We start from the raw sequence: 15,330 nt of genomic DNA on the forward strand, positions 1-15,330 counted from the left end.
AGTCGCGAACCGTCTTCCACGAAAGGAGTCGTCATGTACTCCACGGACGACCAGCACGGTTCCACTCCTCGCCGCGACCCCTTCGGTCGCGGTCCCCGCGGGCCCCGCTTCGGCGGCGCCCGCCAGCACCACGGCGCCGGGTTCCCCGGTCGCCAGCACGGCGACCACGGGCGCGGCGGCCGCGGACGCGGGACCGGTGGTCCCGGCTTCGGCGGCGGCTTCGGCGGGCCCGGGTTCGGTCCAGACTTCGGCGGCGGCTTCGGCGGCGGGGGTTTCGGCACCGGTCGCGAGCGCCGCCGTCGCGGTGACGTCCGCCTCGCGGTCCTCGGCCTCCTCGCCGAGGGGCCGCAGAACGGGTACGCCGTCATCAAGACCATCGCCGAGCGCACCGGTGGCGCCTGGAAGCCGAGCCCAGGATCGGTCTACCCGACGCTCCAGCAGCTCGTCGACGAGGACCTCGTCGTCTCGACCGGTGACGGCCGCAAGACGCTCTTCGAGCTGACCGACGCGGGGCGCGCCGAGGTCGACGCCAAGGCGGACGAGATCGCCGCGGCGTGGGAGTCCACCCCCGGCGTGCCCGACTCGCAGCGCGAGTTCGTCGAGTCCCTCCGGAAGGCGATGGGCGTGCTGCACATGTACCGGACCACCGCCACGGAGGCGCAACTCACCGCCGCCACCGCGAAGGTCGACCAACTGCGCCGGGACCTCCTGCAGATCCTCGCGGACTGACCGTCCGTCCCCGGTTCAGTCGCCGATGAACGCCGCGACGTCCGCGAGCTCCGCCGCGGAGACCGCGTGCGGCAGGCCTGGGTAGCTCCGGTCGGTCACCCGGGTGTGCGCGGCCGCCCACGCGCTGGTCCTGGCGGTGGCCTCGGCGGGGATGACCGTGTCGGCGTCCCCGTGTCCGAGGAACACCCGCGGTCGGACGGAGGCCAGCCGGTCGTCTCGACCGTCGTCGACGCCGGGGACCACGAACCCGGAGAGCGAGACACCGAACGCGAAGGCCTCCGGTCGGGCGCGGAGGAGCTGCAGGGCCATCGACCCGCCCTGCGAGAACCCGAGCAGACCGATCCGCGGGTGGTCGGCTGCGACGGCGTCGATCCAGCCGAGCACGGCAGCCGCGGACGCGTCGACGGCGGCGGGGTCCGGCGACCCGGGCACCGCGAGCGGGTACCAGCTGAAGCCGGGACCCCACGGGTCCGGCGCCCGGAGCGCTGCGACGGTCCACGTCGCGGGCAGCGCCGGCGCCAGCCCGAGCAGGTCGTGCTCGTGCGACCCGACGCCGTGCAGGGCGACGAGGAGCGGGGTCCCGACGCGGTCCGCTGCCGACCGGGTCCACTGCACGACGTCCGTATCCACCATGTGGACAACGGTATCCGTCCACCGCCGTGCTCCTCCGGCACCGGATTCGCCGCCGGGCCTGGTAGGAACGGTGCATGGCTTCGCTCCGCACCCCCGACCCCGACCCCGACTCCGGCTCCGGCTGGCTGTCGGACGAGGAACTCGCGACCGTCCGCCGTCGCATGCCCATCGCCTACGTCGAGGCGGTCCCGGTGCGCACCGACGGCCTCGGGGTCGTCACCGAGGTGGGGGTCCTGCTGCGGGTCTCACCGAGCGGGTCGATCGCGCGCACGCTCGTCTCCGGCCGCGTGATGTACGGCGAGTCGATCCGCACCGCACTGTTCCGCCACCTCGAGAAGGACCTCGGGCCGATGGCGTTCCCGCAGCTCCCGCCGAGCCCGAACCCGTTCACGGTCGCGGAGTACTTCCCGCTGCCTGGCGCCTCGGTGTTCACCGACGAACGGCAGCACGCGATCTCGCTCGCCTACGTCGTCCCCGTCACCGGCACGTGCGAGCCGCGGCAGGACGCCCTCGAGCTCACGTGGATGAGCCCGATGGAGGCCGCCTCGGACGCCGTCGCCGACGAGATGGAGGGCGGCCGCGGAGCCCTCCTCCGCGCTGGACTCGCATCGGTCGGCGCCTTGCACTGAGGCCACCACCGCCCACGACGAAGCCCCCGGATCCGATCGGATCCGGGGGCTTCGCAGCGCGGTACGAGACCGGCTTGGTTACTTGTCGTTCTTGAAGGAGTCGGCGACGCCGTGTGCAGCGTCCTTCACGTCGGTGACGCCCTGCTTGGCCGAGGCCTTGCCCTGGTCGGTCTGACCTTCGGCCTTCAGGCGGTCGTTGTCGGTGGCGTTGCCGAAGCCTTCCTTGGCCTTGCCGGCCGCCTTCTCAGCGGCGTTCTTGATGTCTTCGATCCCAGCCATACGTGCTCCTTCCGACGACGGACGATTCCCCGGTGGACGCTCGCGCATCCGCCGGTGACCAGTACCGTACGCCGCGGCACCGAGCCACTCGGAGGTGACGTTGAGGTTGGCGGACCGGGTCCGTCAGGACCGGGTCCGTCAGGACCGGGTCAGCGGCCGCTGCCGGCCGGACGGGAGGCACGGCGCGACCCACCACGACGGGCTGCGGGCGCAGCGTCGTCACGCGGGGCGCGACCAGCGGCGTAGCCGCCGTCCGACGACCACACCGACGCGGAACCGCCACGGGTGGTGTCGGAACCGGCACGGCGGGGCGCACCACGGCGCTGCCCGGAAGCGGCACCACCGGCGGAGGCACCGCGGCGGTCGTCGCGACCGGCGGCGTCGGACCGGCCGCCACGGCGTGCGCCCGAACCAGCCGAGTCGGTGCCCGCGGTGGAGCGCCCGACGGAGGCCGAGCCTCCCGAGCGACCACCGGTGCCACCGGCGGGGGCGCCACGACCACGCGAGCGGCCGCGGCCCTGGCCGCCGGCGTCACCGGACGACTGTCGGCGCGGCTGCTGCTGCTGGACCACCGGGGTGGTGTCCTCGCGGTAGGGGGCGATCTCGCCCACGAGCTCGGTGACGGCCGGCGAGGTCGCGGTGACCTGCTGCGGCGTGACCTTGATCGCGGCGGCGCGCATCATCTGCGCGACGTCGCGACGCTCGGCGGGCATCGTCACGGTGACGACGTCGCCCGACGAACCGGCGCGCGCGGTGCGGCCCGAACGGTGCAGGTACGCCTTGTGCTCGGTCGGCGGGTCGACGTGCACGACGAGCTCGACCGCGTCGACGTGCACACCACGGGCGGCGACGTCGGTGGCGACGAGCACCAGGGCGTCCCCGGAGGAGAAGCGGGCGAGGTTGCGCTCACGGGCGCCCTGCGACAGGTTGCCCTGCAGGTCGACGGCCGGGATGCCCTGGCTCGACAGCTGCTTGGCGAGACGCTTCGCGTGGTGCTTCGTGCGCATGAAGAGGATGCGGCGACCGGTGCCCGAGGCGAGGGTCTTGACCAGGTCCTTCTTCGCGTCGGCGTCGGCGACCTCGAACAGGTGGTGCGTCATCGCCTCGACCGGGCTGGTCTCGTCGTCGACCGAGTGCATCACCGGGTCGTGCAGGAACTTCTTGACGAGCTTGTCCACGCCGTTGTCGAGCGTGGCCGAGAACAGCAGACGCTGGCCCTTGACCGGCGTCGCCTGCATGATCTTCGTCACGCCGGGCAGGAAGCCCATGTCGGCCATGTGGTCGGCCTCGTCGAGGACGGTGACCTCGATGCCGTCGAGGTGCACGTGGCCCTGCTGCATGAGGTCGGCGAGACGACCGGGGCACGCCACGACGACGTCGACGCCGCGGTTCAGCGCCTCGACCTGCCGGCCCTGGCCGACACCGCCGAAGATCGTCGTCGTGTTGAGGCCCATCGCCTTGGCGAGGGGAGCGAGCGTCGCGTCGATCTGCGTCGCGAGCTCACGGGTCGGGGCGAGCACGAGCGCACGAGGGCGCCCGGCGCGACGGGACCGGGGGGAGGCGGCCAGGCGGGCGGCGAGCGGGATCGCGAAGGCGATCGTCTTGCCGGAGCCGGTGCGACCGCGGCCGAGCACGTCCTTGCCCTGCAGGGAGTCGGGGAGCGTGTCGACCTGGATCGGGAACGCGTTCTCCTTGCCCTGGGCGACGAGGACGTCGACCATCGGGGCGGGGACGCCGAGGTCGGCGAACCGGACCTCGGTTGAGTTCGGGACCTGCGTGGTGCTGGGGATCTGGGTGGTCATGGTGATCTCTCGGGCCGTTGCCGGCCGGAAGGCGCGCGGTCGAGGCCGGCGCGGGCGGGAGCGCATCCGTGGGCGTCCGTGTCCCGGAGGAGACGGCGCTGGTGAACGGGTGCTGTCGCCGCAGCAGAGAGCCTGGCACCGGGATCGCCTGCCCGGACGGGTTCCGGGAGGCGGGTGGTGCGCGATACACATCGATGTCGGTTCCGCGTGTGAGCCGATGGGCTCGGCGCGGGACACCGGGAGGTTTCGGGGGCGTCCGTACGACGCACGAGGCGATCGGCGCCTCGAGTGGTCCCAGCATAGCGGGCTCGGGGCCGGGAGCGGGAGGGGGTCCCCGGGATCCGACCCGACACCCTGGCATGCGAGGATGCCTCGTGCGCTCCCGTCGGTCCTCCACAGTCGTCGTCCTGGCATCCGTCGCCCTCCTCGCCGTGTCCGGCTGTTCGACGGCCCCCGCGACGATCGGCTCCGCCACCGGCGGCACCTCGCGGAGCACGGCCGTCGGCGACGCCGGCACCGGAGGCGCGACCGCCGGCACCCGGGTCGCCCACCGGGCGCTGCCGACCGGCGGCATCCCCGACTACCAGCTCGGCGGCGCGTACACCCCGCCCGCGGGCGTCACCGTCGTCGAGCGCGACAGCACCGAGCGGCCCGCCGCCCGCACGTACGGCATCTGCTACGTCAACGGCTTCCAGACGCAGCCCGACGAGCGCGCCGCGTGGTTGTCCGACCACCCTCGGGCCGTCCTGCGCACCGCGTCCGGGAAGCCGGTCAGCGACCCGGGGTGGCCGGACGAGGTGCTCCTCGACACGAGGTCCGCCTCGGCACGGGCCACGATCACCGGCGTGCTGTCCCGTTCGATCGCCCGGTGCGCCGACCGCGGGTTCGACGCCGTCGAGTTCGACAACCTCGACTCGTGGACGCGGTCCGGCGGACGCCTGACGCGGTCGGGCAACCTCGCGCTCGCGGCCTCGCTCGTGCGGGTCGCCCACCAGCACGGCCTCGCCGCCGCCCAGAAGAACACGCCGCAGCTCGGGGCGCAGGGCAAGCAGCGGACCGGGTTCGACTTCGCCGTCGCCGAGGAGTGCGTGCAGTACGACGAGTGCGCCGCCTACACGGACGTGTACGGCGCCCGCGTGCTGGACGTCGAGTACGCGGACACGCTCGAGCAGCGGTGGTCGGACGTGTGCGCGATGACCGACCGGCCGCGCATGACGATCCTCCGCGACCGGGACCTCGTGCCGGCCGGTGCGAAGGGGCACGTCTTCCGGCGCTGCTGACGCGCGGCGCGACCGCGCCACGCGGCCGCGCGGCGCGGCGCGGCACGGCGAGACGCGCGATCAGCGACACGTCGCGGGCCTCCGGCCGCGAGCCGTGTCGCCCAGCGCGAGTCTCGCGCGCGGCGGCGCGGCGGCGCGGCGGCGCGGCAGCGCCCTACGCGGGCCAGGCGTCCCGGAGTGCCGCAGCCGTCTGGTCGGCGGACAGGCCCGCCTCCCGTGCCGCGGCGACGAGCACCGACGCCGCCTGCGTCACCGACTCCGGCACCTCGGCCGGCCGGACCACCCGGGTGCCGGCGCCCCGCGCGGTGTGCACGAGCCCGGCCTCCTCGAGCAGCTGGTAGGCCTTCGCGACGGTCCCCGCGGCCAGGCCGAGCTCGGCGGCGAGTCCGCGGACGCTCGGCAGCCGCTCCCCGTCGACCAGGTACCCGGCGGCGATCTGCGCGGCGAGCTGCGAGCGGACCTGTTCGAAGGGCGGCACGCGGCCACCGGCGTCGATGGCGACGAATCCCGACATGCGGTCCAGCCTAGGAGCCGTACTGCTCGCCGACGGGGATCGCCACGGGCACGGTGTTGCCCGGGGGAGCCAGCGGGCACGCCCACGCCGGGTCGTACGCGCACGAGGGGTTGTACGCGAAGTTGAAGTCGAGCACGATGCCGTCGTCGTCCGCGCCCAGGTCGGAGCCCTTGATCGTGTCGAGGAGGTAGCGGCCGCCGCCGTAGGTCCCTCCGGCTCGGCCGGCGCTGGCGTCCTTCACGGGGACGAACAGCCCGCCCGCGTAGCCGCCGTGCGCCCACACGTCGAGGCTGCCCACACCGGGGACCTGCACCACGCCGAGGCGGTCGAAGTGCACGACGCCGTCGGTGCCGGTCTCGACGTCGAGGACCGTCGGCTCCGCCTCCTCGATCGGCAGGTGGAAGCGCCACGCCGGGTCGTACGCGGGCACCGGCAGTCCGGTGAAGCCGGCGGCGTCCTCGGGCAGGAGGGCGCTGGCGGGGTGGTCGGTGAACATCGCGTCACGGGTCTCACGCCAGAGCGCGTGTGCCGTCGCGGGGTCGGGGGTGGCCCGCACCCGCCGGTACAGGTCGAACGTCCGCCGACGCCAGTCGACGGTGGCGAGGGTCGTGCGGACGCGGTCGGCGGTCTCCGTCTGGGTCACGCCGCCGAGCGTACGCCCGGCCCGCGACACCCCGTCAGTCGGCCGGGAGGCTCGTCCTCCTCCGACGTCCGGCTCACGCCCGCCAGGTGGGCGCGAGGGCGCGCATCCGGAACGCCCGCCACTGCCAGATGACCCACATGCCCGGCCAGAGCAGGACGCCGAGGAGGGCCGGGCGCGTCCGGTAGGTCAGCCGGTCGCGGAAGAGCGTCCGTCCGTCGGGCAGCGCGGACACCGCCATCCGGTGCCGCATGTCCATCCGGGCGAACAGTCCGCTCGTGCCGCCGCCGCGGTCGACCTGGACGGGGACGCCGTCGACCTGGTGCAGGTCGATGTCGACGTGGCTCGACCCGCTCGGGACCAGCCCGAAGGCCGACGCGCTGATCGGGTGCGGGTCGTGGGGCGTCCAGTGCTCGGGAACCCCTCGGGGTCGAGCGAGCGGTAGACCAGGAACGGCTTCGTGACGGCGACCATGACGGACGGCCGGAGGAGGGCGTCCCGGACGGCGTCGACGGGGGCGTCGAGTTCGATGCGGAGTCCGACGTGCATGCCGCGGACGCTACCCGCGGGCCCTGGGCGAGCGGGCCGGCGCGGTCAGGCGTGCCGGGCCGACCGGCGGCGCGACCCTTCCGCCCGGTCGTGGCTGCGCAGACGTTCAGCGAGCGAGAGCCGGACCGTGGACCACTCGGACTGCACGACCGAGAAGACCACCGTGTCGCGGAGGCTGCCGTCGCGCCCGATCGCGTGGTTCCGGAGCACCCCGTCCTGCTTCGCGCCGAGGCCGGCGATGGCCGCACGGGACCGGGTGTTGTGCCAGTGGGTGCGGAACTCCACCGCGATGCACTGCCAGGTGTCGAAGGCGTGCGAGAGCAGGAGCAGCTTCGACTCGGTGTTGATACCGGTGCGCTGCGCGGAGGCCCCGAGGAACGTGCCCCCGACCTCGACCCGACGGTTGTCGTGGTCCAGGTTGAGGAAGGTGGTGGCGCCCACGACGCGGCCGGTGGGGCGGTCCCGCACGGCGAACGGCACCAGCCGACCCGCGGCCTGCTCGTCGAGCCGACGGGCGATCTCGGCGTCGACCTGCGCCGGGGCGGGGACGGAGGTGTACCAGGCACGCCAGAGGTCCCCGTCCGCCACGGCTGCCCGCAGGTCGTCCGCGTGCTCGGCCGACAGGGGCTCGAGCGTGACGCGGTCGCCGGTGAGGGTGGGCGCGGGGTCGGTCTCCATGGCACCGGATCGTACCGGCCGCCGAGGACACGGCACCTGCACGGACCCCGCCGCGGACGGGTCCGGCCGGGCCGTGGACGACACAGCTCCCGCGGGAGCTCGCGACTACCCTGTCGGGGTGCAGGAACGAGGGCAGCAGCGGTACCAGGTGCGGTTCGGGTGGGGAGCGTCGGGCGCGGCGCGGGTCGCCGTCGGGGCGCACCTGCTCGTGTGGGTCGACGTGCTGCCCGCGGCGCACGACGACGGCCGCGGGGTGCCGACCGTTCCGCTGGGACTGCTGCCCGACGGGCCGGAGGTCGTGCTCGGCCACCTCGGCAACGCGGGGGCGGTCGCGGGACGGGTGGCGCGCCTCCAGGCCGACCGGGGCGACCGCTGCGTCGTCGCCGTGGTCGCGGCCGGCCACGTCGCGGACCCGTCCGGCGCTGACGCCGCCGACCGGCCGGAGGGGACGCCGTCGCCGGTGCCGGAGTTCACCGTCGAGGACCTGCTCGCCGCCGGTGCGGTCGTCGACGCCCTCGTGACGAGCGGGATCGACCACACCTCGCCCGAGGCGGCGGCGGCCTGCGCGGCGTGGACGGGCCTCCGTCGGGCGGCGCGGCACCTCGTGACCGCGTCCGAGTCGGCGGCCGTGCTCGGGGCGGAGCGGGTGCACGCGGCGCTCGCCGTGGGCCCGGAGCTCGTCACGCTGCGCCCGTCCACCGAGCGGGCGTAACGTCCCCGTCGACCGCCGTCCGACCGACGGCCAGAACGAGGAGTGAGTCATGCAGGCAGTGATCGGCGACACCGTCATCGCGGAGGCCCCGGAGACGGACCTCATCCAGATCGAGGGCAACTGGTACTTCCCGCCGGCGAGCGTGAGGACCGAGCTGTTCAGCGAGAGCCCGACCCAGTACCACTGCCCGTGGAAGGGCGACACGCAGTACTGGACCGTGACCGTCGACGGCCAGGAGCACGTGGACAACGCCTGGTCCTACCCGGAGCCGATCCCGACGTCGTTCGAGCGCGTGGGCAAGGACTACAGCGGGTACGTCGCCTTCTGGAAGGACGTGCGCGTCTCGTAGGCGGGACGCGGCTCAGCCGCCGACGGTGAGCACGATGAGCGCCACGTTGAGGGCGACGATCACCGCGGCGATGAGCCAGGCGACGACACGGGTGCCGACGGCGTTGACGTCGGCACCCATCACGCTGCGGCGGGACGTGTAGGTGACGAGCGGGACGATCGCGAAGGCGATGCCGAAGCTCAGCACGACCTGGCTGATGACGAGCAGCTGCGTCGCGTCGGCCTCGAGCGCGAGCAGCACGACCGCCGGCACCAGGGTGACCAGGCGGCGCACGACGAGCGGCACGCGCACCCGCAGCAGCCCGTGCATGATCTCGGCGCCGGCCATGCAGCCGACCGAGGTCGAGGCGAGGCCGGACGCCAGCAGCCCGATCGCGAAGAGCACCCCGACGACCGGTCCGACGTTCTCGGCGATGGCGCGCTGCGCTCCCGGGATCGAGTCGGTGCCGTCGACGCCCTGCAGGGTCGCTGCCGCCAGCACGAGCATGCTGATGTTCACGCCGCCGGCCACGACGAGCGCCAGCCCGACGTCCCACCGGGTGGCGGCGAGCACCCGGCGTCGCTCCGCGCCGGCCGGGACGTCGCCGTGCCGGTCGCGGGCGAGTGCCGAGTGCAGGTAGACGGCGTGCGGCATGACCGTCGCGCCGAGCATCGACGCGGCGAGCAGCACCGACCCGGAGTCGGCGAACCGCGGCGCGATGCCGGCCACGAGCGCCCCGGGCGACACCTGCGCGAACAGCAGCCCGGCGCAGAACCCGACGGTCAGGACGGCGAGCATCGCGGTCACGACCGCCTCGAACGTGCGGGCGCCGCGCCGGTTCTGCAGCAGCAGGATGCCCATCGACACCGCGCCCGTGATGAGTCCGCCGGCGACGAGCGGGACCCCGAACAGCAGGTGCAGGGCCAGGGCACCGCCGATGACCTCGGCCACGTCGGTCGCGGCGGCCACCACCTCGGCCTGCGCCCAGAACAGCAGGCGGGGCGCCCGACGCATCCGCAGGCCGAGCAGCTCCGGCAGCGACCTGCCGGTCACGATGCCGAGCTTGGCGGAGAGGTACTGCACGACGACCGCGCTCGCGTTGGCGGCGACGAGCACCCACAGCAGCAGGTACCCGTAGCGGGCGCCCGCGGTGAGGTTGGCGGCGACGTTGCCCGGGTCCACGTAGGCGATCGCGGCGACGAAGGCGGGTCCGAGCAGCCCGAGCCCGGCGGCACGGCGACCGGTCGGGCGCTGGCCCACGGGCGGGGCGGCGGTGTCCGTCATGGAGCCAGCATGCCAGGGGTTTCGGCGCACCGAATCCAGGGATTCGCCATGTCGTCCGATCTGCGCGGACGACGGGGTGCGGAGTGCGGCGCCCGGGTCAGACCGCGGCGCGGCGGGCGCGGTGCGCCCGGACCTTGGCCCGGTTCCCGCACCGCTGCATCGAGCACCAGCGGCGCGTGCCGCCGCGCGACGAGTCGTAGAAGACGAGGCCGCAGTCCGGTGCCGAGCAGCGGCTGAGACGAGCCGACCGGCCGTCCGCCTCGACGTCGTCGAAGCCGACCTCGGTGAGCAGGGCGACGGCGTCGCGGGCGACGCTCGAGAGCGCCTGTGCCAGGCGCACGCGGTTCGCCCCGGCCCGACGGCGGCCACCCGGGAGGCTCGGGGGCACGTCCGGCAGGGCGGCGAACAGGTTCACGGTGTCGATGTCGTCCGGCAGGGGCCGGGTCCGGCCCGTCCCGGCGCGGAGACCGGCGGCGACGGCCGTCCGCTCCGCGGCGGAGTCGGCGGGTGCCGGGGCCGCGGCGACGGCGAGCCGGGCGATCGCGGCCCGGAGCGCGCGGGCGTCCTGCAGTTCGCGGGCCGTCGCCCCGACGTCGATCGGTTCGGTGTGCAGGCCGAGCCACTCGTCGAGGTCGGCCGGGGTGGCGAGCAGCTCGCCGAGGTGCCCGCGTGGCCGGCGCCGGTCCGGGTCGTCGGCGAAGCCACCGGTGTGGGTGAAGTCCAGGGCGATCCGTCCCGCGTCGAAGAACCACGAGGACCCGGCGTCCGTCCGGATGTCCTGCCCTGTTCGCATCCGCCCAGGCTAACGGGTGAGCGGCGCGCCTCCGACACGATCTGCCACTGCTGGGCTAGTCGACCCGCCCGCGGTCGTGGAGCGGCGGACCCAGGCGATGACGTTGCGCTCGTCGAAGCGGCGGGAGCACCGGGCGCACGCGAGCGGGCGCGTGGGCGTGCGGTAGCGGAAGTGCTCGTGTCCCGCGGGGCAGTGACCGACCCACGGTGCGAGTTCGCTCGCGATCGGTCCGTCGTGCAACCGCGAGCCGGTGTACCCGAGCGACCGGGCCGTGCGGCGCCAGGCGGGGCCGTGTCCGGCGCGGGGGCCGCTGAGGGCGTGCGCGATCTCGTGCAGGAGCACCTGGTCGACGTCCTCGGGCGTGAACCGTGCCGCGAGGTGTCGGCTCACCGTGATCCGGCGTCGGGCGAAGTCGCACTGCCCCGCGCGGGTCTTCGCGTTGTCGAACCCGAACGCCCACGACCCGTCGGGCAGGTGGCGGTCCAGCAACTCCGCCGCGCGCACGCGGACGTCGTCGAGGACGGTCACTGCTCCCCGCGCGGACCCTGGTCCCCGTCGGTGCGGGCACGGTCGGACCGGTCCCCGCGGGCGGACAGCCGGCTCCAGAGCGAGTCGCCCTCGGTCCGCGCGGCGTCCGGTGCGCCGAGCACGCGACGGCGGATCGGCGGGACCTGCTTCTGCGGCTCGGCCACCCGGGTCTGCGGTTCAGACTCGGTGCGCACGGCGACCTCGCGGGCGGTGCGGGGACGCTCGGCCGCGGGCTCCGCCGCTGGCTGCGTCATGGAGGCCCGGAGTGCGGCCTCGACGGCCGTCCGGAGCGCTTCGGTGCGCTCCGACGGCGCACCGGCGGCGCGGAAGGCGTCGTACGCCCGGCTGAGGACGGCGCGGGCCTCCTCGAAGCGGGAGAGCTCGTACAGCGACCAGCCCTCGAGCTCGGCGGCGGCGCCCTCGAGCTCCGGCCACTCCTCGGTCGCGGCGGTGTCCCGCGCCATCGAGGACTCGGTCGCGGCACGTTCGTAGCGCCCCAGGTCGTGCAGGATGTGCGCGCGGCGGATCCGCGCGGCGACCTTGTCCTGGCGTTCGCCCGTGAACATCGTCAGCCGGAAGACCTCCTCCGCGACGGTGAGGGCCTCGTCCAGGCGGCCGAGCAGGCGCAGGAGCTCGGCGCGCTCGGCGAGGGCGTCGGTGCTGCGGCTCTGCCCGAGGTCGCGCAGGCGGTCCTGCACGACCTGGACGTCGACGGCCGGGCGGAGGCTGATCGGCGCGAAGGTGCTGCCCGGACTGACGCCGGCGGTCACGGGGGCGGCATGACGCGCCTCCCGGGCCTGGTCGGTCCGGTCGGGGTCTCGGCGTTCGTCGGGCGGGAGGGACATCAGGGTCGAGGGTATCCGCGTGATCCCTGGAGGTCTCCGTGCCACGCGCACGGATCGTGCTCCGGTGGACACCGGCTCGGTCGGCACCCGGTCCGCTGCGGAGCTCCCCTGCCCGGGGCGACCTCCCGGGACGCGGACGGCCCGCCCCGGGAACCGGGACGGGCCGTGACGGCGTGCGGCAGGGTCACATGCCGCTGACGGAACTCGCCGCGACGGCGATGTAGGCGATCCCGGCGACGAACGCCGCCACCACGGCGAGGATGATCGCCAGGACGCCCCAGAGTCGTCCGCGCTTCGTGACGATCGCGACGATGCCCTGCACGATGGCCCAGAGGCCGAACACGGACCCCACCACCAGCAGGACCGACCCGGTGCCGAGCGCGCTCATCGCCGCCGGGTCGTCCATCAGCTGGCGCTGGAGCTCCTGCGTGTCGGTCGTGCCCGAACCACCGTTCTGCGCGAAGTCCTGCAGAAGTTGGCTGCTCGCGAGGGCGTTGCCGAGCATCACCCCGCCGACCACGCCGATGACCAGGGCGACGACGGCCGCGAGGAACGCGATCACACCGACGGTCTTCGCACGCTTCTTCGGCTCGTCGTACGACTGCCAGGCGGGGGCGCCACCGTGCTGCTGCCCGCCGTACTGCTGCGGCTGCCCGTACTGCTGCTGCCCGTACTGGTCACCGTGCTGCTGCTGCCCGTACTGGTCACCGTGCTGCTGGTGCTGCTGCCCGTACTGGTCGCCGTACGGCTGCTGGCCGTGCTGGTCGCCGTGCTGCTGTCCCCACTGCGGAGCCGCCTGCTGCCCGTACTGCTGCGTCGGCTGGTCCTCGTACCGCGGAGCCGACCCGTGCTCGGGCGTGATGCGCTCGCCGTACCGCGGCTGGTCGTGCTCGCCGCCGCGCGGCTGGTCGTGGTTGCGATCGTCGTTGGGCATCGGCGGCCTCCTCGTGGTGTGCGGTCGCGCGCTGGTGCGGCGTGACCCCATCCTGGCAGCGTCCCCTGCGCGGGGGACGCCTGGTCGGGCATCCGCAGCCGGTGCTCAGGCGCCGAAGACGGACCGGTTCGGCTCGGGCGACCCGACCGCGGTGGTGTCGGTGACGATCGGTGCGCCGGCGATGAACGACCGGAGCTCGTCGCCGTGCACGACCTTGCTCGGCAGCGGGTCGGAGGAGTACCGCCGCGGCATGTCGGCGATCGGCAGGGCACCGGGGGACCCGAGCAGCACGATGTTCCCGAACCGTCGGCCCTTCAGCATCCCGGTGTCGGCCACCGCGGCGACCGAGGGCAGTACCGACTGCAGCGTCGCCGCCTGGCCCCGGGCGAACGCGAGCCCGGCCCCGTCGGCGACGTTCACCGCGACCATGCCCTGCGGTGACAGGAGCGAGGCGACGGAGCGGTAGAACTCGACGCTCGTCACGTGGGCGGGCGTCCGCGAGCCGCTGAACACGTCGACGACGGCCAGGTCGACGGTGCCGCGGAGGCCGGCGGGCAGCTTCTCGAGCACCTCGCGGGCGTCGCCGTACCGCACGCGGATCGAGGCGCCGCGGGGGAAGGGCAGGGCGTCCCGCACGTGGTCCACCAGGTCGCGCTCGAGCTCGACGACCTGCTGGCGGGAGCCCGGTCGGGTCGCGGCGACGTAGCGGGGGAGGGTGAGCGCCCCGGCGCCGAGGTGCAGCGCCGTGAGGGGGCCGTCGGGCAGCAGGTCGATGGCGTGCCCGATGCGCCGGATGTACTCGAACGCCAGGTGCGTCGGGTCCTCGAGGTCGACGTGCGACTGCGGCGTCCCGTCGACCACGAGCGTGAACGACCCCGGCCGGTGCTTGTCCGGCTCGACGACCGCGTACCCAGCACCCACCCGGAACCCGTCGAACGCATCAGCCATGCGTCCATGGAACACCACCCGGACCCTCGCCCGGTCCCACCCGCGTCCGACGACGGACGCCGTGCCCACCGCAGGTCCATGCTCGCGCATGGACAGCCAGGAGACGCCAAGGGACGCGACGTACCGTCGACGTGTCCTCGCGACGACGTGCGCCGCGACCGCTCCCTCCCCGGGCGGTCGTGCCCGTCGTCCCGGTCCCGCCCGGACCACGTCGACCACTGCCCCGGCCACCGCCGCAGTGGTCACGCGGTGTCCGGCTCGGCGATCGACCCGGACGCCGCCCGACGACGAGCCCCGCTCCCGTCGCGGGTCTCCTCGGCGTGCTCGCGTCCGCCCCGCACCGTCGCACCACGTCCGGGCCCGCCCGCCCGAAGGAGCACCACCATGACCGCCGACACGCTGTCCGTCCCCGTCCCCGTCCGCCCGACCCGCTCGGGGTGGTCCACGACGCACCCACGGGACCGGGTGCGCGGCGGGGCGGGGGCGGGGCGCGCCTCCCGGCCGCTCGTCGAGGACCGCGAGACCGCGCCGGTCTGGATGCGCGTGGTCGGGGTGGTCGTCCTCGTCGCCGGGGCCGCCCTCACCACGGCGGTCCTGGCGTGGCCGGGGGACGCACCCGAGACGGCGCTCCTGGTGCCCGGGCTCACCGGCGTGGTGGTCGGCGTCCTGCTGCTCGTCGCCCGTGCCGGGTTCACCGTGACCGAGGACGCCGTGGTCCTGCACTTCCGGCCGCTCCCGCCGCGGCGCATCGCCCGCCGGCGCATCGCGGCCGTCCGCGTGACCGAGGCGGACGCCGGCACCTACGGCGGCGTGGGCCTGCGGATCGGACGCCGTCGGCGGGCACTCGTGCTGACGCCCGGGCCGGGCCTCGAGATCACCGACGACGCGGGGCGGACGACCTTCGTGCGGAGCGACCGACCGGTCGACGCGGTCCGCGTCCTGGAGGCGGAGCGCAGCGACCGCGGGGAATGAGACCGGTCGTCCGGGGCTTATACACGCCGAACTCGATCTCGGTCAAGCCAGGACTGGACAGCGCCCGCGCAACCGACCTATGATGACAGTTCGCGCTCCCTGGCATCCGTGTCGTCATATTGCGGTCGACCGAGTTCCTCGAAGACGCCTCTCAGCAGGTGCTTCGCAGAACACGCCCTGGTGATGCCGGTCCCGTATATGGCGGCGGGGCCCGCTCACCGATCATCCCACAGGCGGCTCCGGACCCGGAGCC

At 74.4% G+C, this 15,330-nt stretch carries 19 protein-coding genes; 6 read left to right on the forward strand and 13 right to left on the reverse strand.

The genetic code is table 11. The features are described from left to right. Positions 1 to 33 precede the first annotated feature (33 nt). Entirely contained in the window at positions 34 to 729 is a 696-nt protein-coding gene (locus KM842_RS14240) for a PadR family transcriptional regulator (protein WP_216259382.1), read from the forward strand. 15 nt (positions 730 to 744) lie between these two features. Here the strand turns inward: KM842_RS14240 and KM842_RS14245 are convergent, their stop codons facing one another. After that, positions 745 to 1,362, reverse strand: coding sequence for an alpha/beta hydrolase (locus KM842_RS14245; protein ID WP_216259384.1), 618 nt, complete (start codon positions 1,360 to 1,362; stop codon positions 745 to 747). 74 nt (positions 1,363 to 1,436) lie between these two features. On the opposite strand from KM842_RS14245, the gene KM842_RS14250 reads away from it, so the two are divergent. Further along, positions 1,437 to 1,991: an NUDIX hydrolase family protein gene (locus tag KM842_RS14250; RefSeq protein ID WP_216259386.1), complete on the forward strand. Its 555-nt coding sequence runs from the start codon at positions 1,437 to 1,439 to the stop codon at positions 1,989 to 1,991. A 78-nt stretch (positions 1,992 to 2,069) separates the two neighbouring features. Here KM842_RS14250 and KM842_RS14255 read toward each other — a convergent pair whose 3' ends face one another. Both KM842_RS14255 and KM842_RS14260 read right to left on the reverse strand, forming a co-directional pair. Next, complete coding sequence (locus KM842_RS14255; RefSeq protein WP_110824283.1) at positions 2,070 to 2,270, reverse strand: CsbD family protein; 201 nt, start codon at positions 2,268 to 2,270, stop codon at positions 2,070 to 2,072. Between the two features lie 149 nt (positions 2,271 to 2,419). Then, positions 2,420 to 4,072, reverse strand: a complete 1,653-nt coding sequence (locus KM842_RS14260; protein ID WP_216259388.1) for a DEAD/DEAH box helicase — start codon at positions 4,070 to 4,072, stop codon at positions 2,420 to 2,422. 374 nt (positions 4,073 to 4,446) lie between these two features. Between KM842_RS14260 and KM842_RS14265 the strand changes: the two genes are divergently transcribed. Continuing rightward, on the forward strand, positions 4,447 to 5,352 hold the full coding sequence (locus KM842_RS14265) for an endo alpha-1,4 polygalactosaminidase (RefSeq protein WP_253206148.1): 906 nt from the start codon (positions 4,447 to 4,449) through the stop codon (positions 5,350 to 5,352). A 154-nt stretch (positions 5,353 to 5,506) separates the two neighbouring features. Here KM842_RS14265 and KM842_RS14270 read toward each other — a convergent pair whose 3' ends face one another. The 4 genes from KM842_RS14270 to KM842_RS14285 form a co-directional block, all read right to left on the reverse strand. Continuing rightward, positions 5,507 to 5,866 (reverse strand): GntR family transcriptional regulator, encoded by a 360-nt coding sequence (locus KM842_RS14270; RefSeq protein ID WP_253206149.1) that lies wholly within the window; start codon positions 5,864 to 5,866, stop codon positions 5,507 to 5,509. A 10-nt stretch (positions 5,867 to 5,876) separates the two neighbouring features. Further along, positions 5,877 to 6,509 (reverse strand): DUF1684 domain-containing protein, encoded by a 633-nt coding sequence (locus KM842_RS14275; protein WP_216259391.1) that lies wholly within the window; start codon positions 6,507 to 6,509, stop codon positions 5,877 to 5,879. A gap of 73 nt (positions 6,510 to 6,582) precedes the next feature. Next, positions 6,583 to 6,765: a hypothetical protein gene (locus KM842_RS14280; protein WP_216259392.1), complete on the reverse strand. Its 183-nt coding sequence runs from the start codon at positions 6,763 to 6,765 to the stop codon at positions 6,583 to 6,585. Between the two features lie 335 nt (positions 6,766 to 7,100). After that, positions 7,101 to 7,733, reverse strand: coding sequence for a GNAT family N-acetyltransferase (locus tag KM842_RS14285; RefSeq protein ID WP_216259393.1), 633 nt, complete (start codon positions 7,731 to 7,733; stop codon positions 7,101 to 7,103). 118 nt (positions 7,734 to 7,851) lie between these two features. Here KM842_RS14285 and KM842_RS14290 point away from each other — a divergent pair, with 118 nt between their 5' ends. Continuing rightward, positions 7,852 to 8,445 carry a hypothetical protein gene (locus tag KM842_RS14290; RefSeq protein ID WP_216259395.1) on the forward strand — a complete coding sequence of 198 codons (594 nt, stop codon included), beginning with the start codon at positions 7,852 to 7,854 and terminating at the stop codon, positions 8,443 to 8,445. Positions 8,446 to 8,494: 49 nt separating this feature from the next. Continuing rightward, on the forward strand, positions 8,495 to 8,794 hold the full coding sequence (locus KM842_RS14295; RefSeq protein WP_216259397.1) for a DUF427 domain-containing protein: 300 nt from the start codon (positions 8,495 to 8,497) through the stop codon (positions 8,792 to 8,794). 12 nt (positions 8,795 to 8,806) lie between these two features. On the opposite strand, the gene KM842_RS14300 is transcribed toward KM842_RS14295, so the two are convergent. The 6 genes from KM842_RS14300 to KM842_RS14325 form a co-directional block, all read right to left on the reverse strand. Beyond that, a complete protein-coding gene (locus KM842_RS14300) occupies positions 8,807 to 10,057 on the reverse strand; it encodes an Nramp family divalent metal transporter (protein ID WP_216259399.1) in 1,251 nt (416 codons plus the stop codon). Positions 10,058 to 10,154: 97 nt separating this feature from the next. Next, positions 10,155 to 10,850, reverse strand: coding sequence for a CGNR zinc finger domain-containing protein (locus tag KM842_RS14305; RefSeq protein WP_216259401.1), 696 nt, complete (start codon positions 10,848 to 10,850; stop codon positions 10,155 to 10,157). Positions 10,851 to 10,859: 9 nt separating this feature from the next. Then, positions 10,860 to 11,378: a SprT-like domain-containing protein gene (locus KM842_RS14310; protein ID WP_216259403.1), complete on the reverse strand. Its 519-nt coding sequence runs from the start codon at positions 11,376 to 11,378 to the stop codon at positions 10,860 to 10,862. Next, the gene (locus tag KM842_RS14315) at positions 11,375 to 12,223 is read right to left on the reverse strand and encodes a hypothetical protein (RefSeq protein ID WP_216259405.1); all 849 of its coding nucleotides are present in this window, start codon (positions 12,221 to 12,223) and stop codon (positions 11,375 to 11,377) included. The genes KM842_RS14310 and KM842_RS14315 overlap by 4 nt, the downstream gene beginning before the upstream one ends. Positions 12,224 to 12,407: 184 nt before the next feature. Then, entirely contained in the window at positions 12,408 to 13,157 is a 750-nt protein-coding gene (locus tag KM842_RS14320; RefSeq protein ID WP_216259407.1) for a DUF4064 domain-containing protein, read from the reverse strand. A 105-nt stretch (positions 13,158 to 13,262) separates the two neighbouring features. After that, a complete protein-coding gene (locus tag KM842_RS14325) occupies positions 13,263 to 14,105 on the reverse strand; it encodes a spermidine synthase (protein WP_216259409.1) in 843 nt (280 codons plus the stop codon). Between the two features lie 384 nt (positions 14,106 to 14,489). On the opposite strand from KM842_RS14325, the gene KM842_RS14330 reads away from it, so the two are divergent. After that, entirely contained in the window at positions 14,490 to 15,077 is a 588-nt protein-coding gene (locus KM842_RS14330) for a hypothetical protein (RefSeq protein ID WP_216259411.1), read from the forward strand. Positions 15,078 to 15,330 lie beyond the last annotated feature (253 nt).

It is taken from the genome of Curtobacterium sp. L6-1 (assembly GCF_018885305.1).
In the GTDB taxonomy this organism is placed as follows: Bacteria; Actinomycetota; Actinomycetes; order Actinomycetales; family Microbacteriaceae; genus Curtobacterium; species Curtobacterium aetherium.

Bases quoted from the DNA above. Each gene is read 5' to 3' on its own strand.
- KM842_RS14240 (WP_216259382.1), top strand. From the start codon at position 34: ATGTACTCCACGGACGACCAGCACGGTTCCACTCCTCGCCGCGACCCC.
- KM842_RS14245 (WP_216259384.1), bottom strand. From the start codon at position 1,362: ATGGTGGATACGGACGTCGTGCAGTGGACCCGGTCGGCAGCGGACCGC.
- KM842_RS14250 (WP_216259386.1), top strand. From the start codon at position 1,437: ATGGCTTCGCTCCGCACCCCCGACCCCGACCCCGACTCCGGCTCCGGC.
- KM842_RS14255 (WP_110824283.1), bottom strand. From the start codon at position 2,270: ATGGCTGGGATCGAAGACATCAAGAACGCCGCTGAGAAGGCGGCCGGC.
- KM842_RS14260 (WP_216259388.1), bottom strand. From the start codon at position 4,072: ATGACCACCCAGATCCCCAGCACCACGCAGGTCCCGAACTCAACCGAG.
- KM842_RS14270 (WP_253206149.1), bottom strand. From the start codon at position 5,866: ATGTCGGGATTCGTCGCCATCGACGCCGGTGGCCGCGTGCCGCCCTTC.
- KM842_RS14280 (WP_216259392.1), bottom strand. From the start codon at position 6,765: ATGGACATGCGGCACCGGATGGCGGTGTCCGCGCTGCCCGACGGACGG.
- KM842_RS14285 (WP_216259393.1), bottom strand. From the start codon at position 7,733: ATGGAGACCGACCCCGCGCCCACCCTCACCGGCGACCGCGTCACGCTC.
- KM842_RS14295 (WP_216259397.1), top strand. From the start codon at position 8,495: ATGCAGGCAGTGATCGGCGACACCGTCATCGCGGAGGCCCCGGAGACG.
- KM842_RS14300 (WP_216259399.1), bottom strand. From the start codon at position 10,057: ATGACGGACACCGCCGCCCCGCCCGTGGGCCAGCGCCCGACCGGTCGC.
- KM842_RS14305 (WP_216259401.1), bottom strand. From the start codon at position 10,850: ATGCGAACAGGGCAGGACATCCGGACGGACGCCGGGTCCTCGTGGTTC.
- KM842_RS14315 (WP_216259405.1), bottom strand. From the start codon at position 12,223: ATGTCCCTCCCGCCCGACGAACGCCGAGACCCCGACCGGACCGACCAG.
- KM842_RS14320 (WP_216259407.1), bottom strand. From the start codon at position 13,157: ATGCCCAACGACGATCGCAACCACGACCAGCCGCGCGGCGGCGAGCAC.
- KM842_RS14325 (WP_216259409.1), bottom strand. From the start codon at position 14,105: ATGGCTGATGCGTTCGACGGGTTCCGGGTGGGTGCTGGGTACGCGGTC.
- KM842_RS14330 (WP_216259411.1), top strand. From the start codon at position 14,490: ATGACCGCCGACACGCTGTCCGTCCCCGTCCCCGTCCGCCCGACCCGC.